The sequence below is a fragment of the Metapseudomonas otitidis genome, from assembly GCF_900111835.1.
Classification (GTDB): domain Bacteria; phylum Pseudomonadota; class Gammaproteobacteria; order Pseudomonadales; family Pseudomonadaceae; genus Metapseudomonas; species Metapseudomonas otitidis.
Genome location: NZ_FOJP01000026.1, coordinates 60665 through 78337, shown reverse-complemented (window position 1 = coordinate 78337; position 17673 = coordinate 60665). Strand labels below are relative to the sequence as shown.

The 17673-nt window shown below is 60.8% G+C and carries 16 protein-coding genes; 2 read left to right on the top strand and 14 right to left on the bottom strand.

Annotation, left to right across the window (positions count from 1 at the left end):
* Positions 1-197: 197 nt before the first annotated feature.
* Positions 198-899: a hypothetical protein gene (locus tag BM198_RS26715; RefSeq protein WP_083422486.1), complete on the bottom strand. Its 702-nt coding sequence runs from the start codon at positions 897-899 to the stop codon at positions 198-200.
* Positions 900-1598: 699 nt separating this feature from the next.
* On the opposite strand from BM198_RS26715, the gene BM198_RS26710 reads away from it, so the two are divergent.
* Positions 1599-1832, top strand: a complete 234-nt coding sequence (locus tag BM198_RS26710) for a helix-turn-helix domain-containing protein (RefSeq protein ID WP_033942536.1) — start codon at positions 1599-1601, stop codon at positions 1830-1832.
* A 116-nt stretch (positions 1833-1948) separates the two neighbouring features.
* Here the strand turns inward: BM198_RS26710 and BM198_RS26705 are convergent, their stop codons facing one another.
* Genes BM198_RS26705 through BM198_RS26690 form a run of 4 tightly spaced genes read right to left on the bottom strand, consistent with a single transcriptional unit; the run spans position 1949 to position 8643 of the window.
* On the bottom strand, positions 1949-3139 hold the full coding sequence (locus BM198_RS26705; protein WP_244165743.1) for a Wadjet anti-phage system protein JetD domain-containing protein: 1191 nt from the start codon (positions 3137-3139) through the stop codon (positions 1949-1951).
* Complete coding sequence (locus BM198_RS26700) at positions 3090-6395, bottom strand: ATP-binding protein (RefSeq protein WP_074973748.1); 3306 nt, start codon at positions 6393-6395, stop codon at positions 3090-3092. Before BM198_RS26700 ends, BM198_RS26705 begins: the two co-directional genes overlap by 50 nt.
* The gene (locus BM198_RS26695) at positions 6392-7141 is read right to left on the bottom strand and encodes a DUF4194 domain-containing protein (protein WP_208610386.1); all 750 of its coding nucleotides are present in this window, start codon (positions 7139-7141) and stop codon (positions 6392-6394) included. Before BM198_RS26695 ends, BM198_RS26700 begins: the two co-directional genes overlap by 4 nt.
* A gap of 2 nt (positions 7142-7143) precedes the next feature.
* Entirely contained in the window at positions 7144-8643 is a 1500-nt protein-coding gene (locus tag BM198_RS26690; protein WP_074973746.1) for a DUF3375 domain-containing protein, read from the bottom strand.
* 648 nt (positions 8644-9291) lie between these two features.
* Between BM198_RS26690 and BM198_RS26685 the strand changes: the two genes are divergently transcribed.
* Positions 9292-9537 (top strand): hypothetical protein, encoded by a 246-nt coding sequence (locus tag BM198_RS26685; RefSeq protein ID WP_074973744.1) that lies wholly within the window; start codon positions 9292-9294, stop codon positions 9535-9537.
* A 623-nt stretch (positions 9538-10160) separates the two neighbouring features.
* Here the strand turns inward: BM198_RS26685 and BM198_RS26680 are convergent.
* The 9 genes from BM198_RS26680 to gspE are packed head-to-tail and all read right to left on the bottom strand — an operon-like array spanning position 10161 to position 17616.
* Positions 10161-10694 carry a type II secretion system protein M gene (locus tag BM198_RS26680; RefSeq protein ID WP_074973742.1) on the bottom strand — a complete coding sequence of 178 codons (534 nt, stop codon included), beginning with the start codon at positions 10692-10694 and terminating at the stop codon, positions 10161-10163.
* A complete protein-coding gene (gene gspL, locus BM198_RS26675; RefSeq protein ID WP_074973740.1) occupies positions 10691-11797 on the bottom strand; it encodes a type II secretion system protein GspL in 1107 nt (368 codons plus the stop codon). The genes BM198_RS26680 and gspL overlap by 4 nt, the downstream gene beginning before the upstream one ends.
* A 2-nt stretch (positions 11798-11799) precedes the next feature.
* A complete protein-coding gene (gspK, locus tag BM198_RS26670) occupies positions 11800-12777 on the bottom strand; it encodes a type II secretion system minor pseudopilin GspK (protein ID WP_074973738.1) in 978 nt (325 codons plus the stop codon).
* A complete protein-coding gene (gspJ, locus tag BM198_RS26665; protein WP_074973737.1) occupies positions 12774-13496 on the bottom strand; it encodes a type II secretion system minor pseudopilin GspJ in 723 nt (240 codons plus the stop codon). The genes gspK and gspJ overlap by 4 nt, the downstream gene beginning before the upstream one ends.
* Positions 13493-13882, bottom strand: a complete 390-nt coding sequence (gene gspI, locus BM198_RS26660; protein ID WP_074973734.1) for a type II secretion system minor pseudopilin GspI — start codon at positions 13880-13882, stop codon at positions 13493-13495. The genes gspJ and gspI overlap by 4 nt, the downstream gene beginning before the upstream one ends.
* A 2-nt stretch (positions 13883-13884) precedes the next feature.
* The gene (gene gspH / locus BM198_RS26655; protein ID WP_074973732.1) at positions 13885-14451 is read right to left on the bottom strand and encodes a type II secretion system minor pseudopilin GspH; all 567 of its coding nucleotides are present in this window, start codon (positions 14449-14451) and stop codon (positions 13885-13887) included.
* A complete protein-coding gene (gene gspG, locus BM198_RS26650) occupies positions 14448-14879 on the bottom strand; it encodes a type II secretion system major pseudopilin GspG (protein ID WP_139233718.1) in 432 nt (143 codons plus the stop codon). Before gspG ends, gspH begins: the two co-directional genes overlap by 4 nt.
* Positions 14880-14883: 4 nt before the next feature.
* Complete coding sequence (xcpS, locus tag BM198_RS26645; protein WP_074973728.1) at positions 14884-16098, bottom strand: GspF family T2SS innner membrane protein variant XcpS; 1215 nt, start codon at positions 16096-16098, stop codon at positions 14884-14886.
* Complete coding sequence (gene gspE / locus BM198_RS26640; protein WP_074973726.1) at positions 16099-17616, bottom strand: type II secretion system ATPase GspE; 1518 nt, start codon at positions 17614-17616, stop codon at positions 16099-16101. It lies immediately after the preceding gene.
* Positions 17617-17673 lie beyond the last annotated feature (57 nt).

Genomic DNA, 17673 nt, shown 5'->3' with positions numbered 1-17673 from the left:
GTTCCATAACCCACGGATGCGTCGTAGAGTCGCCCGGCAAGATTTGAAGTTTTCAGCCCTTTTCAAACCGTCCGTGGAAATGGGGTAGAACCCCACCTCCTTGCTCCGCTGCTCGCAGAGGAGGGGACGGCGATGAGCATCCACAATGCTCATCGCTCACTACTGGTCACCAACGTACAGGGAAGCCCCAAGAGGGACTATGGATTGCCAGCCATCTGTCGAGCGTAATGGCGATCGCTGAGGTCTTTCTTGGGGTCAGCTTTGACCCAGCGCTCGGGACTGTTGCAGTTCAGGCAGGTCAATATCTGCTTATCAGGGCTGAGGCTGTATAGCCGGCTCTCAGAGCCAACTTTGATCTTCAATCCAACATCTGAGACCTCGAACCCTGGTACTTCCTGCCCTATTCGATCCATGGTTTCAAATCGGAACGACCAGCGTTTAATCTGACTTTTGCGCCAGATAGTCATGATAATCAAGGCGTCTTGTCTCGTTGCTCTCTGATAAACCCAATCACCTTCATATGGACCTAGTTTGGTTGCTTCTTCGCCTCGCTTGGCCTGCTCATAAATTTGCTCCTGCATCTTGAGCATTTCGGAATTCAGTGCCTCTTCATCCTTAAGGGCTTGGTCTTTTAGCATCTGCTCTAGGTCATAAGGCCCTTTAGGGTCATACTTCCAAACCGCTGCGTCATTGATGCCAAGCACCTTGCAGTTGAGACAATCGACACTTTGCTCATCTACATTTCGCTTGAGGGCCAAGCGCTCGGAACTATTAACATCATCAAGGAGAAGCTTTTTATCTTTTACTGAAGCATTCATCTTAACCAGCGGCTTGATGCGACCGTCGCTCACATCCTCCCCAAATATCTCGGCCTCATCACCGTGGACGTTGAGAACCATTACCCTCTCGCCACCGGGTATCTTATAACGATATGCGCCCGTGAAATCCTCACTACCGCAACCAGCAAGAATGGAGCCAGCAAGAGATAATGAAATGAACCTAGAAAATCCTCGCATAATATCCTTTACTGCAAACCGAATAATTAATGGCGTACGACTGGACTGATAGCTGAGAAACACTGATCAGCCGCACTGCCCTGCTATTAGTCGAATCTTGATGCCATAGTCCATATGGCGTTCAGCTTCATGTATGTCCTTGGGCTTGAAGTCTCGTCGAGAAAAATTAACGATCTCCGAATCGGAGAACCCATACTCCTGCATCCTCTTCAGCGTGCACGAACAGAGTGCAGGTGAGGACCCGTGCGCCTTGGAAGCAGCCTCGCATTTTTTAACAAGTTGCTGAACTCCAGTTTCGCCAGCGAAGACTCCTGACTGCAAAAACAATGCAAATGACACGAAAGCAGCTATGCCAATAATCCTCATATACTTTCAACATCCTTCTTTTTAACTGCTTACTTATGGGCAATTAATCGTTTGCACTGAATTACAACCGATTACGAAGACGGCATGTAGGAAGGCAGCCCTGCAATTCGCTGGGGTGACGCCATGCCATGAGGCCACGTTTTACCAAATTCACAATATACTGTTAAGACCGGAGATAATACCGCCCAGATAGTCCTCCCTTTTGGGGAGTCATCTGTGGAAGTCGGATTGGCGTTCGGAAAGGTCCTGCGCAGACGGCGTGTCGAAGCAGGATTTACCCAGGAGCAATTGGCCCATGAGGCGGAATTGCAGCGTAACTACGTCAGCCTGATGGAACGGGGCATCAATCAGCCAACGATCACCACCTTGATCAAGCTAGCTAATCCCCTGGGCTGCACCGCAGCTGAGATCGTCGACGAGGTGGAAAGACTCGTTGCAGGCCAACGCTGAAAACCGGCCGTCTAAAGCGATCAACGTTGGAAATGTCAGAGAAGGTATAGCCAAGACTGTGGCTAAAGGGTAAGCGGTCTCAGGATTACAGGGTATTGAGCCCACCGCCAGCCGCTCTATACAGGGACCTTCCGAGCCCACTGCTCAATAGCGCGCTCAACTTGTACCTTTGGCAGGTACTCCTGCTCAAGACGTCCTCGTTCTTGCACCAGCAGATACCGATAGAAATCCGCTTCGCCAGCCAGCAAACCAGGTGGGGCCGACTCCAGAGCTTTGGTCGGCTCGACGACTGCGCTCACCGGTGAGTGCTGTTCAAACAGCTCCTGCTCCATCAATAGTGCTTCGACTGCTGGTTGATGGAGTCTCGCTCGCGCCAGCATCAGCAAGCCCCAGGTATCCATATCGCCCCAGTATCCGACCTGTTTCCCGGTCAGGTGCGCGGACGCTAACCACTGCAAATCGAGCCCCGAGCCCAGCACAGCCAGGGTGTCCGGCAAGATTTCTGGCAGCAAGTGAACACATTGCTCATTTTCCACCACCAGCAAGCGCGAACCGGGAAGTGGGGTTTCGGCCAGTTCCGAAGTGGTGAGCTTGAGCCGCTTGAAGGGCAGCAGCTCGGGCTGAAGGGGAACGACCAGAACCCAATGACTGCTTTCTTCAAAGGCATCCACAAAAGTAGTCAGGCCCTGCTCGGACGCCGCGCCTTCGAAGCGCTCGTCGAGGAGCCTGGTCAGCAAGCTGGCGTTGCGCTCGAAAAACTTGGTGTCTACGCCGTGCTCTGCAAGCAGGCGCAGTGGACGGCCTCGGGCACAGCCTGGAGACAACCGGGTGGCCAGTTGCGCCGTGGCGACGACTTCTTCAGGGGACTTCGTCAACCATAAGCCCCGTTGTGCCACCAGCAGCGGATGAAAGGCACTGTCGACCTGCTCGACCAAATACTCGAGTTGAGCGTATTCCTGGCTGACCCTTGGATCATTAGTCGCAGCAACCCATTCGGAGGGGCTACGCAAGTGCCAGCGCATCGGCAAGGAAATGGGATCCAGTCCAGCTCGGTAGCTGACAGGCTCCCAGTCGACCTTACCCACCTTCACACTCCGCCAGTTCTCCACATGCCGGAGCACTGCCTGGATGTTGTCAGTGAACAGGCGTGGCGAAGGTTTGCCGATGTTGAGGCTTTGCGGCCAGCTAGCGGCATTGAGCAAACGCTCCAGGCGAACACTGGAGCGTTGCCATTGCCTCGCCAAGCTGCAGCCGATGTCAGTGGGCGACTTCATGCATGGCCTTGATGCGCTGTTGATGATGTTCATCCAACGCTTCCCAGCTCAGGGAAACCAGGCTGGATCCCACGCCGCGCCGATGAACGACGACTGCCGAACGCGTATGGTGGCGCAACAGGCGCATTTCCTTGTTGGGCGTGATGAAGACAGCGTGCAGGCCGAACTCCCTCAGCGCCGCAATGATCCGACCGGCCACCGCATGGGAACTGCGCGAGAACGCCTCGTCGAGCACGATGGTGCCGAACAACGGCCTGCTGCTGCCGTCGGGGCAGAGCGCATAGCTCAGGGAAGCGGTCAGTACATAGGAGGCGATGATCTCCTTCTCTCCACCGCTGCCGCCCTGAGAACCTGTCCGGGTTTCGATGAGATTATTGCCTTCCCGATCGATCACCGAGACCGCGAATTCCAGGCGGAAGCGCGGATCCAGCAGTGCCTTGGCCCCCTGATTCCTGCTGTGCTCGCAGGCATCCTTGAGCAGGCCAACGAGCGCCTGCAATGCCTTGTAGTGGCTCTCGCCTTCATCATCGATGAAACGCGCCGAGTTCAATTGGCGCTGAGCCTGTTGCAAGGTGCGCAGGCTTTCATGAATGACCTTTTTCGCGACCAAGCGCAGATAGCGTCCGGGCTGAAAGTCGACACGCTGCATCGTACTGTTCAGGTCATCCAGGCGCTCCTCAATCATCGAGACTTCATGGTCGATATAGCTGAGCAACTGGGTGACGCCATCATCCGAGGAACGATTGAGGTATTCCAGAAAGCGCTTGAGTTTCTCGGGCAGGGCTTCCTCGGTCAGCACACGCAGACGCTCCAGATACCTGGGTACGTCCACCAGTTCTCGCCCGACCTCTGCAAGCGCGCCGGTATCGACCTTCAGGGCGTCGGACATTCGTTTGGCTAGCTCTGTTTGCTCATGACCCAATTTTTCGCTGAGCGATTTGAGCTGCTGTTGAAGCTCACGCGTATGCTTGCGCTCCAACTCGATAATGTCGCCGAGGTCTTCCGGGGCCAGAGTAGGGAAGTGCTCTTTCGCTAGTTCACGCTGCGTATCGTTCAGCCCTTTTTCCGCGCCGTTATATGCCTTACGGGTAGCGGATGCGGCCTGGTCAAACTGTGTTTTTAACTGAACGCACTGCTCAATCAGTTGGCGGAGCTGTTGGTCCAGAGACTCCAGCAGGGTCTCGGCTTCATCCAGTTCGACCTTGACCATGGCAAGGTCAGAATCGGGGCGCGTCAGGGTGGCCAGTTGCGTACGCAGCGATTCCAGCTGACTCTCCGCGCCCGGCAGGTCAATATCCTCGAACTGCAGTTCTTCAACGCGTTTCAGCAGCGAAGCTTGAGTCTCCAGCTGACGGACATCGTCCTGCGCGGCATCCAAGGCCAGCTTGGCAGGCGCGAGCTGTTCATTGACCTCGTGAATCTGCTCGGCCAAGAAAGCCAGGCGGTCGCGGTTATCGAAGCCGGTCAGCCAGTCTTCATCCAGGCGCTTCTGATCCTGCTTGTCGAAGAATCGTTCTTTGCCCGACATCAGCCCCTGGGCCGTCATGGCGTGAGGTGTATGACGCAATTGCTCCGGGCTTTCGACGCAGTGGCGGTCATTGTCTGCCAGTAGTGCCTTTACGGCTTCTCGGTACGGATGCTCCTTGAAGGTCAGTTTGCGAGTAAAACCATCATCAAAGAACACCGGTCGCGAAGCAGGCTCTCTCACTTCCAACAGGCGCACATGCAAACGGTTGTGCCGCTGGTTCACCCAGCGCAATGCAGCCTGGGATGAGCCCTGCGGCACCAGAATGCGCAGTCGGTGGCTGCCGATGGCCCGCTCGATAGCGCCCCGCCAGGCCAGCTCCTCGGGCTTGACCTGAACTAGCTCCGCAACAAAAGGGAGGGTCGACTCATCGAGTCCAAGCTCTTGCGCCAGATCACTCCGAAAAGCATGAAATAGCCCTGGCAGATTCGAGCCGGGCCGTCTCTCAACTTCAGCACGCTCCTGCTGCAAGGTCTGTAACCGACCATTCAGCTCCTGCTGGGCGAGGCCGGCTTTGAACGCCTGTTCGCGCGCGCCATCAAGCTGCTGGGTCAGGATTTCCAGGCGTTCAGTGATCTGCTCCTGGTTCTCCTTTAAAGAGGCGGCCGTTAGCTCCTCCGATAGTCCAAGACCCGTGGCCAAGCGTCGGTATTGCTCGGCCTGCAGACTACGCCTACCGCATACCTTGCCCCACTCAGCGATACGCTCGCGCAATTGATCTATTCCAGCGCCACCTACTCGCAAGTAGCGCTGACGCTGCTGATCAACCACACCCTTCTGGGCATCAAGTCGACTCTCGCAGTGTTCTCGATCCAGCTCAGCCTGCTTGTGCTCCTTCTCTAGCCTATTGGTTTCAGCCAACCATAGGCGATACCCCTGCTCGGCGAACCAGACTGGAAGGATGCCTTCGAGGGCTTGTTTATCTTGCAGCTGTTCTTGCAAGGCCCTGTAACGCTCCCAGCCATCGGCGACCGGTTGCAATGAGCGCTGCTGCTTTCTAGCGGTTTCCAGCTCTTGGTGAATGTCCGTTAGATCATCGAAGCTACTTGCGACCTCGGCAGCCCGCTCGAAGGCAGAGCGATCATCCAGCACCAACTCTCGAAAGATCTCATCAATACTGTTGAGTTGCTTCAGGCCAGCAGCGCGGTTGAGCAAGGTGAAGGCGTTTTCACCCACCTCGAAATAATCCCTGAGCCTGGCCAGAAAGGCTTTCTTGCTGGGATAGGGCCAGATCCCCGTGCCATCCTTCTCCATCTGACGCAGCGCCCGCATGCCACCTGCGTGATGCTGGCTGAGCCAATGCTCCAGCGTCTGCTCGGGGGACTCACTCAACAGCCATAGTTTTTTCAGATCGGACGCCGAAGAGCTGGTGCCCTCGAACCAGAGCACAGCACCCAGTCGAACCTGCGTACCATCACGCTCGAGCGTAGCGGCAATGGCGGTGACCGTCTTACCCTGGCGCGCGATATGCGATTGCTCCACACCTCCGTCTCCGGGGCCAGTGACGCCGCGCACATAGGACACCAGATCGCGGTCGCTTTCATGCCCGCCCGTAGAAGCCAGGTTGTAGCGCGGGTTGGCGCACAGCAGGGTCATCAGAGCGTCCACAAGCGTCGTTTTACCGCTCCCCGTCGGGCCGATCACGGCGGTGCCGGAAGGATCGATCTCGGCACGGTGATAGCCCTGAAAGCCGCCCCAGTTATAGAGTTCGATGCTGCTGAGGATGAAGGTCTCGCTGTCACGCCAGAGTAGTGCTTGCTTCACGCCTCGTCCTCCTCAGCACCGGCTGCCGGCGTAGCCGCGCCCTCCACCTGCTCGCGCAGCCATGCCACTAGAGCCTGCAGGTTTTCCGGGTTGGCTAAGTGGGTAATGATGGGGCGGATCATGACGCGATCATGGGCGTCCAGAGCCGATACCAGGCCATGCCCCTTGAGCTGATCCAGCAGCATGCTGATGCGATTGCGCTCCTTCGCCTCACTGCCCAGTTCGCCCAGGTAAACCTGCAATTGCGGAATCAGCTCATCAACCGCTACCAGTGCCTGAGTGGCGCCCGTACCGCTTTCCTGTTCGTAGGCGATGAAATGCTGGCGCAGAATGGCTATCAGCAGAGACTGCTCCAGATTAAGCCTTTGCCGACGCACGAGAGGGTGCGACCAGTCATCCTGCTCGGCCACCTCGCCCTGGCGAACGGTCACGAACACCAGCCCCCGAACTTCGTCGACCCCCATGGCCAGGTCGAGCGGCTCCAGTATTCTGTTGACCACCTCGATATTGGAAAGCGCTGAGCGATACAGGTTGGGCTTGTGACTCTCTTCCAGCAGACCGTACTTGAGCATTTCCTGTACGGCCTCACGTACCCGTTGCGGCGTCCGGCGCTCATCGACCTGTACAACGGCACTCATGAGAGGCTGTTCATCATCCATGCCGTCATCCAACGCCATGGGCTCCACCGTCAGCTCCGTTTCGTCGGCGCCAGAGCCCCCTGCAATTCGATCGAAGATCCCTGCCATGCTCACAACTCCCAATCGATGTCCTTGAGTGCCTCGTGGTCGAGTCCGACATAAGGCAGATTGAAGCGCCAGCGTTGCTCATCCTCGTCAACTAGCTCCACGAGCTGACGCTCCTCTTTCAGCACCTCGATACCTGCCTCGCGTGCCATCGCCAACCAGAGCGCAAAGGTTTCTAGGTCGTGAGCAGGTGGAAGCAAAGACGCAAGCTCCCCGAGACTCACAGGGCGCCCCTGCTCCGCCAGCACAGCCAGGGTGTCCTGAATCAGCGCTTCACGATCCAGCCCGTCGAAGGCATCCCAGAAGTCATCATCAATCTGCTCCAACCCCGCAGGCTTCAAACTCAGATCCAGTTCGCCCGTATCATCGTCATCCAGGGTCTTGAAGCGGAGACGCTCGATTGCCGGGATACCGGTAATGGCTACGCCAACTGGTGGTAAACATGCAGGCTTACGGCGTTCTGCCTGGCGTTGCCAGTCGACTCTGAGCGCTAGATTGAAGAAGTCGTTGAGTAACTGTCCGACGCGATGATGCTCGGCGGCCAGCCCCGTCTTCATGAATCCGCGAACATCGCGCTCGCTTCGGGCGCGCGCCTGGAGCACAGCCTGCGACTCCCGAACCAGGCGTAACGCCAGCCAACGTAGCTCACGTTGCTGGGGACGATTCAGTGCCTTTGGAACCGCTGGGTGACGAAGGATGGTGCGCAAACGCTCACGCATGGTTTCCAGCTCAGCGGACTGCCTCAGTTGCTGCTGGAAGCTTTCGAAGACACGCCCTTCCGGTGTGTTGAGCAGAGCATCTTGCCCATCCAACAACCGATCGACGATCTCTCCACGGTGAGACTGCTCACTGATGATGGAGTGTCGAAGAGCGCGATCCGCCTCGCGCCAAGAGTCTTCAACTCGTCGAAAGTCCGCGCGTAGGCTGGTGGCCAGGTTATATACCTCGCGTATGCCCTCTATCGCCTGCGCTTCATCCAGCACGACGACGTGGCCAGCTTCTACCTGCGCTAGCTCGTGCTCCAAATCCTGGATTCGGCGGCGCAGGCTAGCAATACGGCCAGTTGGGCTGGGGTTCAGACCCGTTTCCAGGTTTTCGATCTCGCGCTGAACCACCGAAAGGCGAGATGCCGTGGAAGTCATGATCCGACTATCCAGCGAATCGACGAACTGGATGGAGGACTCCAACGCGTCGGTTGCATAGATACGCCCCTCTCGTTCTACGACCAGACGCCGCTTGATCCATTCACGAAGTTCACGACCTGCTTGGAGATGCGTTGCATCCGGGTCGATTTCGTAAAGCTCCTGGCTGGCATAAGCAGCCAGCATTTCGGACAGCGCTTGCAGCGCATCCTCCATGGGGATCCCATCATGCGCCCGCTCGAACAACGTGCGCAGGCAGCCCAATACGAGCGGAGCACGCCGCGAGGCAAGCAAAAGCCACGCGGGGTGCTGGCTGCGGGCGGATACATAGCGTTCTGAGCGCTGTTGCGCGCTTTCTTCCATGACGGCCACATCGACAAAGGTTGTCTGAGAGCGAGCTTACCAAGCTAACCCGCCGCCTCATGATACGTATTTGTCCTGGCGGGGGGCTCCGTTTAATGGTCCGCAGGGGCAGGGGCGGTGTCATTTGAATAGAGTGAGTGAAAGGCCAAGACAGTCGAGGTTTAACGATTTATTCCGGGGGCGCATGCTGGATATTGGCGATTCGGTGGAGGGTTCTGTCGTCACGAGGGTGTATTTGGCTAATTCGGCGAAGGTGTCCCAGTGAAGGCTTGTGGAGACTCAGTGGTTTTTGCAGGACTGCCACCGACAGTCTGCGGTAATCGAGTGCAGCCACGGTGGCTACAGAGCGAAGTCACGATGACCTATCAGTGAGCTGCTGGTGGATTAGCTGAGTGTGGCATGGGGATGGTGAATTTCCCCGGTGGTATTGCGGGATTTTCAGCTCAACAACGGCGGTGGTAGCTGGCAGGCCTGGGGCGAGTTCAAATGTCAGAAGCTGCGGCTAGAGATGACAGGCGGCGTCGTTACAACGCTCTGAGCCCAGGAGCTTTTTGCTATTCTGCCGATCTGCGCCGCGGGACTTCGTTGGCAACGGCTCGCCGTTGCTTCCCCCTGCGGACACCCATTCAACCGTTCCCTGGGGTCACGATGCGGAATCATGTAGTGATTGAGGACTGGGAAGGCGACGGTGCTATTCGCCTACCCGATGACGCTCTGCAGGAGATGGGCGTCGACGTTGGGGACACGCTCTACCTCCTTGAGGAGTATGTGGGCACGACCCGCTGCCTAGTGCTCAGTAAGTCACCGCGCATTCCTGATCGCGTGGATGAGCTGGTTGCCCACTGGGAGTCGTTTGGCAACGCCTCTGCCGAGATAAACGCCAAGAACGAGTGAGCTGACTACCCAGCCTCCTGCCCGCGAATCCCGGTGCTTGTCGCTCTGCCATTGCCTCATGCAGGAGCAGAGTCCTTAATGCATAGACACGTGCCGATAGCTTTTGGCCAACCAAAGTCCTGGGTTGCGCATATGTAACAGCACAGGACAAAAGCAGGTTTGAGCGAATTCAGGCGCAGCACGACTGTAGTCGAGCATTCCACGCGCCGATGGAGCCGGAGCGGTGCCAGGTACCAGCGATCTGTTAACCTCCACTGAGCTACGATGCTCGCTGCATGTCGCGAGCCGAACTCAGGCTCAATGAAACGACGGTAGGACGCGCCAGGGTCTAGCTAGTGGTCAAAAATCGATATTCCGGATTTCGTTTTTTGTGCCAAGAGTAACTGCCCCCAGATGTCGCTATTCGCCTTAAACTGCAAGACGCAGTTAAAGACGAAACCCTTGCAGTACGGCACTTAGAGGCATTTTTGGACGCTTGCCGCCAACCAAGATTCCTGTACCGCATTAGTCTCCGAAGGAGGGGTCGTGGGTTCGAATCCCGCCGGATGCGCCAGACAACGAAAGGCCCCCTGGAGAAATCCAGGGGGCCTTTGTGTTTCTGCCGGTTGCCTACCTGGCAGTGCTCAGCGGCCCTGCCCTGCCACCATCAACGTCAGTCGCGCATCGACTTTGCCGGTGGCGACCTTGTCCAGGCTGGCCTCGGTGAGAGTGACGCCGCGCTTGTCCAGCTCCGCCAGCCATTTCAGCATCGACTCGAATGACGCCTGGCTCAGGGTCACCAACAACCCACCATTACCCTCATTGTCGAGACGCTCCAGCGCAAGGCCTTGCTTCTGTGCGCTGCTGGTAACCAGCCCCTGGAGTTGGTCAGGCGCCAGCTCCACCCGTGAGCGGGCCCCCTGGCGCCTGGCCCGGTCCGCATTGCTCTGGATATAGGTGAACAGTGCCAGTTGCTGTTGCTGATAGGCACGGGCCCGTTCGACACGCGCAGCCACAGGCGACCAGACCGCCAGGTAGAACAACACCAGGGCGAGAAAACCACCCAGCAGCGCCAGCGCCAGGCGGTCGCGAGGCGGTAGATGCTGCCAGCGATGCCACAGGGGCGACTGCTCCAGTCCGGCGCGCAAGCGTGTGCCGATCTCCATCAGCGCGCTCATGCTCCACCTCCCAATACCACACGGGCGGTAACGCCCCCTTCCTCACGACTGGCCGAGCCCAGTTGTACGCTCAGTCCGGCCTTGACCAAACGCAGGCGCAGCTTCTCAAGCTCAGCAAAGTCCTTTGCACGCACCTGCAATGCCAGATCACCCCGTGTCTGGCTGTAGTCCACATTGCTCACCGTCAGGGACGAGTGAGCTTCACCAATCGCACTGGAAGCCTGGTCCAACAGGGCGATGAAACCACCCTGCGTACCGTTCCCCTGGCTCAGATGCTCGGCAAACTGCGCCTTGAGATTCACGATCCGCTTGTCCTCGGGGAATAGCTCGCGGTAGAGCGCCTCGCTTGACTTGGCATAAGCATCGCCGCTGCGCTCCAGCAGCCAGGCCTGAGTCATGTTGAAGGCCAGGAACGCCAGCACGGCAAAACCCGCAAGCGCCATGAAGGGGCGCCAGACCGCCCAGGCCCGATTCTCCCTGCGTGGTGCAAATTCGCCCTGGGCCAGGTCGATGGCACCCGCGATCCCAGCCGACAGCGAACGGTAGGGCTCGTCCTCCTGCCGGGGCTGAGTTTCGGGCTTGCACATCGTGCCAAGGCTGGACCAGTGACCAACGGGAAAAGCGAGTCGCGTCTCGCAGGCGCCCCCCAATAGCGCACGCCCGCCAATTACCAGCAGTTGTTCACCGTCACGAGGCAGGAGATCAGCATCCATATGAATAGCGGCAACCTTGAGGCCAAGGTCCTCCAGCTCTTCAAGCCACCCTGCCAGTCTGTCGCGCCGTATGGCCACTACCGGGAAGCGTCCGTCAGGCAATTGGGCCCCGAGGGCCAAGTGGAACAGCTCGACATCTTCGGCGAGCATTTCCTCGACCGTATATGTCAGCGCCTGGCGCATCAGCCGCGCCTTCTGGGTCGGCAGACTGACGACAAAGGCACTGGCCATCTCCATGGGCAGCACCAATGCCACTGGCCGTCCCTGCAACTGCGCAGCGCACTCCGCCAGCGAAAGGCTGCGCCCCTCCCCAGAGGACATTTGCCAATGCACAGGGCAATCGGAGCCGAGTGCCGCCCCGCCGAGAGGCGGGATGAACAGGCAATCCATCGTCATTCTTCCTGTTGTTCAAGAGGCGCCTGGGCCAGGTAGCCCGGCTGACCGAGATCACGTTTGAGCACACGGACCACACCCTTCGGGTCACGCTGCAGGGTGCTGAGCAATACCACCTTGCGATCCCCCAGGCGCACCTCGCTGCGCACCTGGAAATAGGCGCTGCCTACCCCCAGGCCCGCTGCACGCACACCGGTCCCGGCCATGGCCGGTTGGTCGAGGAAGCTGCGGATGTCCTTGTAGCCTTCACGTCCACGCCCACTGACCAGCGACTGTGCAGCTGCAGGGTCAAGGTTGTCTGCCAGGCAGGAAAGCACCAGAGGGCTGGCGGTGTTGATGTTGAGGGGCACCTTGGCCGGCAGCGTCGAGACCCATGGGGAAATCAGCCGGTAATCCTCCTCGCTCATGTCCAGCAACAGGCGCAGTTCGGAGACGTCCTGCAGCTCGCGGCCGGCGGTGCGGTAGGGGGGCTGGGCCAGCAGGTACTGATTGTCCTCGGCGCCGTACTCGCCAGTAGGCTCCTGATCCTTGTCCAGCCAGTCCACCAGGCGATCGGCGTAGGGTTTCTCGATCTTCAGGCGCAGCAGCAAGCGCTTGAAGCGCTCGACGGAGAGCTTGTCCACCTTGTCGCCCGGCACCAGGCTGTTGAGGTTGAAGCGCCCGGCCAAGTCTTCGATGTGCACGCCGATCTCGCCCTGGTCGATGGGGAACACCGGCAACGGCCGGGCCCAGTCTTCCAGGGGATGGTCGATGGGCGCGCGCGGGTCGCTGCCGGGTTTCTTCAGGTCGCGCAGCAGCACCGACTGGCCCAGGGCCTCGCCGCCCAGGGCGTAGTGCCAGGCTTGCTGGATGGCGATGCGATTGGCGCTACCACGGATCGACAACTGCTGGCGGAGGATGAGCCCCGCGCAGATGACGGTGACAATGGAGACCACCAGCAACACGGTGACCAGGGCGACGCCGCGCTGGCGGGTCATACGCCCTTCTCCTTGCCGGCGTCCGGGTTGGGTTCGGGCGGCGGTTTCTTGTCGTTGTCGGGGGAGTTACCGCCATCGCTGGGCAGCTCTTCTACACCCATCTCCGGCAGCCGGTAGAGCCGCGTCAACGCGCCGTAGTGACGATGCTCCAGCTTGAGTTCCACGGCCACCGGCAGGCGCCCGCGAGCCTTGGCCGGATCCGAATCGCCCAGGCTCGGCGGCCACTGCTCCTGCCACTGCCCCTTGTCGTCGAGGTAACGCAGCTCCACCGAACTGACACCTTCGAGCACCCTCTGCACCCGTGGTGGACTGTCCACCGCCTGGTCGAGTACGGACCAGTAGACGCGTTCCAGGGTCGAGCCGGCCAGGCGCCAGCGAACGCGCTGCAGCTGAGAGCGGGCACTGCCCAGGGGATTGCGCCAGCCGGCGCGGCTGAACTCAAAGGCTGCGGTGCCGTCGGTGGCGCCCAGCTCACCCACCAGGGCACCGCGCTCGTCACCGTAGGCATCACGCACCACGCGCGGCAGCACCTGGCTCAGGTCCCGGTCAAGCGAGGCAAAGGCGCGCCCCAGTTCACGCAGGGATTTCTCGTGCTCGCGGGTCACCTCGTCGGCCTTCATCATCGTGGCCAGCATGCGGTAGGTGCCGAGCCCGAGCAGGGCGAAAATCGTGATGGCGATCATCACCTCCAGCAGGGTGAAGCCCCGCTGCCGGTTCATCCACGCACCGCCAGGAAGCCGGTGAGGCTGAACACGGAGCGCTCCTTGATCGGCGCACTGGCACCCCGCTCAGGTTTGGGCGCCACCCAGACGGTGACACGGCGAAGGCCCTTGTCGCTGGTAGCCTCGATCTCGCTGTGGGTCTCCCACTGGCGACCGCCGTACTCCAGCACCTTGTCTTCACGCCCCTCGCCCGGGGTGGGCCGCTTGATCTGCAATTCGGTGATGCGGTTGTCAGCAATCCAACCGGCCAGGGTCTTGTCTTCCAGCTGCCCGGCGACGATCAGGCTGCGGCTGGCGGCGGTCAGCACCGAGGCGGCGACCGTGGCGAAGATGGCCAGGGCGATCAGCACTTCCAGCAAGGTGAAACCACGTGGACGGCTCATGCTCAGCGATCCTTGGCCGGCTCGGCACTGGGCAACTGGTAGCCGTCACTGACCAATGTGTAGGCGTTACCCCCGGCGCGGCGTTCTTCCAATCGCAGCGTGAAAGGCGTGAGCTCACCACTGGAAAGGATCAGCACCTGGGGCACGGGTTTCTCCTTGCGGCTGGACTTCTCCGGCTCATCCTTGGCCAACCCAGGGCGGCTCTCCTCCTTTGCCTTGGGCTCAGGCAACTTGAGGGCCTCGCCTTCCAGCTCCAGGCTCAGGCGCATCCGGGCAGCAGGCCGATGCTCAGGGCGGGCTGCATCATCGCCCCAGGTGCCAGCGGCATTGTCATAGGCCAGCACGCGGTAACTCTCGGCGGTGACCAGCAGGCCATACTCGCGGCCGTCCAGCACAGCCTCGTCGGCGAGGATGGCGATCGTCGCCGCCAGGCGCTCGGCCTCGTCACGCAGCTCGCGGCCGCTGCTGGCATTGCCGTTGGCGAGCACGGCCACGCTGACCAGGCAGCCGATGATCACCAGGACCACCAGCAGCTCGATCAGGGTGAAGCCGCGCGCGCGCTCCATCAGTTGTCCCAGTTACCGATGTCGGCATCGGCGTCGGTGCCGCCTTCCTTGCCGTCGGCGCCGAAGGAGTACAGGTCGTAGGCACCCTTGGTACCGGGGGCCAGGTACTGGTACGGGTTGCCCCAGGGGTCAACCGGCAGACGCTTGAGGTAGCCGTCCTTGTTCCAGTTCTTCGGCTGCGGGTTGCCGCTGGGCTTCTTCACCAATGCCTCCAGGCCCTGCTGGGTGCTGGGGTAGGCGAAGTTGTCGAGCTTGTACATGTCCAGGGCGGCGCCGATAGCCTTGATGTCACCCTTGGCGACGGTGACCTTGGCCTGGTCCGGGCGGTTCATCACCTGGGGTACCACCAGCGCGGCGAGGATGCCGAGGATGACCACCACCACCATGATTTCGATAAGGGTGAAGCCTGCTTGCGTACGGCCTGATTTCACGCGGTTACCCCACGAGCTGGTTGAGGGAAAGGATGGGCAGGAGGATGGCGAGGACGATGACCAGCACCACCGCCCCCATGAACACCAGCATGAAGGGCTCGAACAGCCCCACCAGCATGGCAATACGGGCCGCCAGGTCGTTCTCCTGGTTGCGCGCGGTGCGCGCCATCATCTGGTCCAGCTCGCCGGACTTCTCGCCGCTGGCGATCATGTGCAGCATCATCGCGGGGAACTCACCGGTCTGCTCCAGGGCACGGGTCAGGCTGCTGCCCTCGCGGACCTTCTGGGCGGCTACTTCGACCTTGGCGCGGATGGAACGGTTGGCCACCACCTGGGCGGCAATGCCCAGCGCCTCCACCAGCGGCACCCCACTGCGGGCGAGGATCGCCAGGGTCGAAGCAAAGCGCGCGGTATCGGTCGCGCGCACCAGGCGCCCCACCAAAGGCAGACGCAACAGCACGACATGGAAGCGCAGGCGCGCGCCATCCCGCCGCAACGCCGCTCTGAAAGCAAGCAGAGCACCTGCCACCAGCAGCAGGATCAACCAGCCCCAGTGCTTGACGACATCACTTGCCGCAATCAGCCCACGCGTGAGGCTCGGCAACTCCTGCCCGGTGTTGACGAAGACCTTGACCACATCCGGCACCACATAGCCCAGCAGGAAGCCAACGATGCCGAGGGAGGCGCACATCAGGATCACCGGGTAGAGCAGCGCGAGCTGGACTTTCTGCCGCGACTGCTGGCGCTGCTCGGTGTAGTCGGCGAGCTGCTCCAGCACCGGCCCGAGGTGGCCGGCGTGCTCACCGGCAGCGACCGTGGCGCGGTACAGCTCGGGGAAGGCACTGGGGAATTCCTTGAGGGCGCCGGCCAGGCTGTGGCCTTCCAGCACCTTGGAGCGCACCGCCAGCATCATCGCCTTGACCCGAGCGCTCTCGCTCTGCGCGGCGACGGCTCCAAGGGCCTCCTCGATGGGCATGGCGGCCTGTACCAGCGTCGCCATCTGCCGTGTGAGCAATGCCAGTTCCATGGCCGAGAGGCCGCGCTGGAAGCTCCAGCGGCTGCCTACCGACTCCTGGCGGGTACGGGTGGGCTTCACGTCGATGGGTACGAGCTGGCGGTCGCGCAGCAGTTGGCGGACCTGCCGGGCGCTGTCGCCCTCCATCACGCCCTTCTTCTGCTGGCCCCGGGTATCCAGGGCGATGTATTCGAAGGCGGCCATTTATTCTTCCCGGGTCACGCGCAGTACTTCTTCCACCGTGGTCGAGCCTTCGAGGATCTTGCGCCGGCCATCCTCGCGGATGCTCGGGCCGCTGGTGCGGGCGTGGCGGGTCATCTCCTGCTCGGAGGCGCCGTTGTGCACCAGGCTGCGCATGTGGTCGTCGAAGACCACCAACTCATAGATACCGGTACGGCTGCGGTAGCCGGACTGGTTGCATTCGCTGCAGCCACGCGCGCGATAGAGCGTCGGCGGCTGCGCCGGGTCGAGCCCCAGCACGTCGCATTCGGCGGCGTCCGCCTGGTAGGGCCCCTTGCAGTGGGGGCAGAGCACGCGCACGAGGCGCTGGGCGAGTACCCCGAGCAGAGAGGACGACAGCAGGAAGGGCTCGACGCCCATGTCCACCAGGCGGGTGATGGCACCGATGGCGCTGTTGGTGTGCAGGGTGGAGAGCACCAGGTGCCCGGTGAGGGAGGCCTGTACGGCGATCTCGGCGGTCTCGCGGTCGCGGATCTCGCCGACCATCACCACGTCCGGGTCCTGGCGCAGGATGGCGCGCAGGCCGCGGGCGAAGGTCATGTCGACCTTGGCGTTGACCTGGGTCTGGCCAATACCTTCCAGGTTGTATTCGATGGGGTCTTCCACCGTGAGGATGTTGCGGGTGCCGTTGTTCAACGTCACCAGGCTGGCGTAGAGGGTGGTGGTCTTGCCAGAGCCGGTCGGCCCGGTGACCAGCAGGATGCCGTGGGGCTTGCGCACGGTCTCTTCCATCTGCGCACGGTCGCGCGGGCTCATGCCCAGGTGCTGCAGGGTCAGGCGCCCGGCCTGCTTGTCGAGCAGGCGCAGCACCACGCGCTCGCCGTTGGCAGAAGGCAGCGTGGAGACGCGGATGTCCACCTCGCGCCCGGCCACGCGCAGGGAAATACGGCCATCCTGGGGCACGCGCTTTTCGGCGATATCCAGCTTGGCCATGACCTTGATCCGCGACACCAGCAGCGCCGCCAGTTCGCGCCGGGGCTGCACCATCTCGCGGAGGATACCGTCGATACGGAAGCGCACCACGAGGCGCTTCTCGAAAGTCTCGACATGGATGTCGGAGGCGTTCTCCTTGATGGCCTCGCCGAGGATGGCGTTGATCAGGCGGATGATCGGCGCATCGTCCTCCTGCTCCATCAGGTCCTCGGTCTCCGGCACCCGTTCGGCCAGGCTGGCGAGGTCCAGTTCGTCGCCTAGGCCTTCCACCATTTGCATGGCGGCCGAGGAGTCGTGCTGGTAGGCCGCGCTCAACGCAGCATCGAAAGTCGCCGCATCCAGTTCCTGGAACGCCAGGGGCCGCCCAACGAAACGCAACGCCTCCCCCACCGCCGCCAGGGCCGTGCCCGGCCGGTACACCAGCCGCGCCCCTTCCGCTCCGATCTGCACCAGCACCCCGTGGCGCTTGGCAAAGGCGAACGGCAACCGACGCAGGCTGACGGCCTCGGCAGGGGAGTCGACGGGTTCGAGAGGGCGGGCGGTGGGCATCGCAGAATCCATTGCGTTGGGGAGTAACGAACAGCAGGCGGACATGCCCTGCTGAAA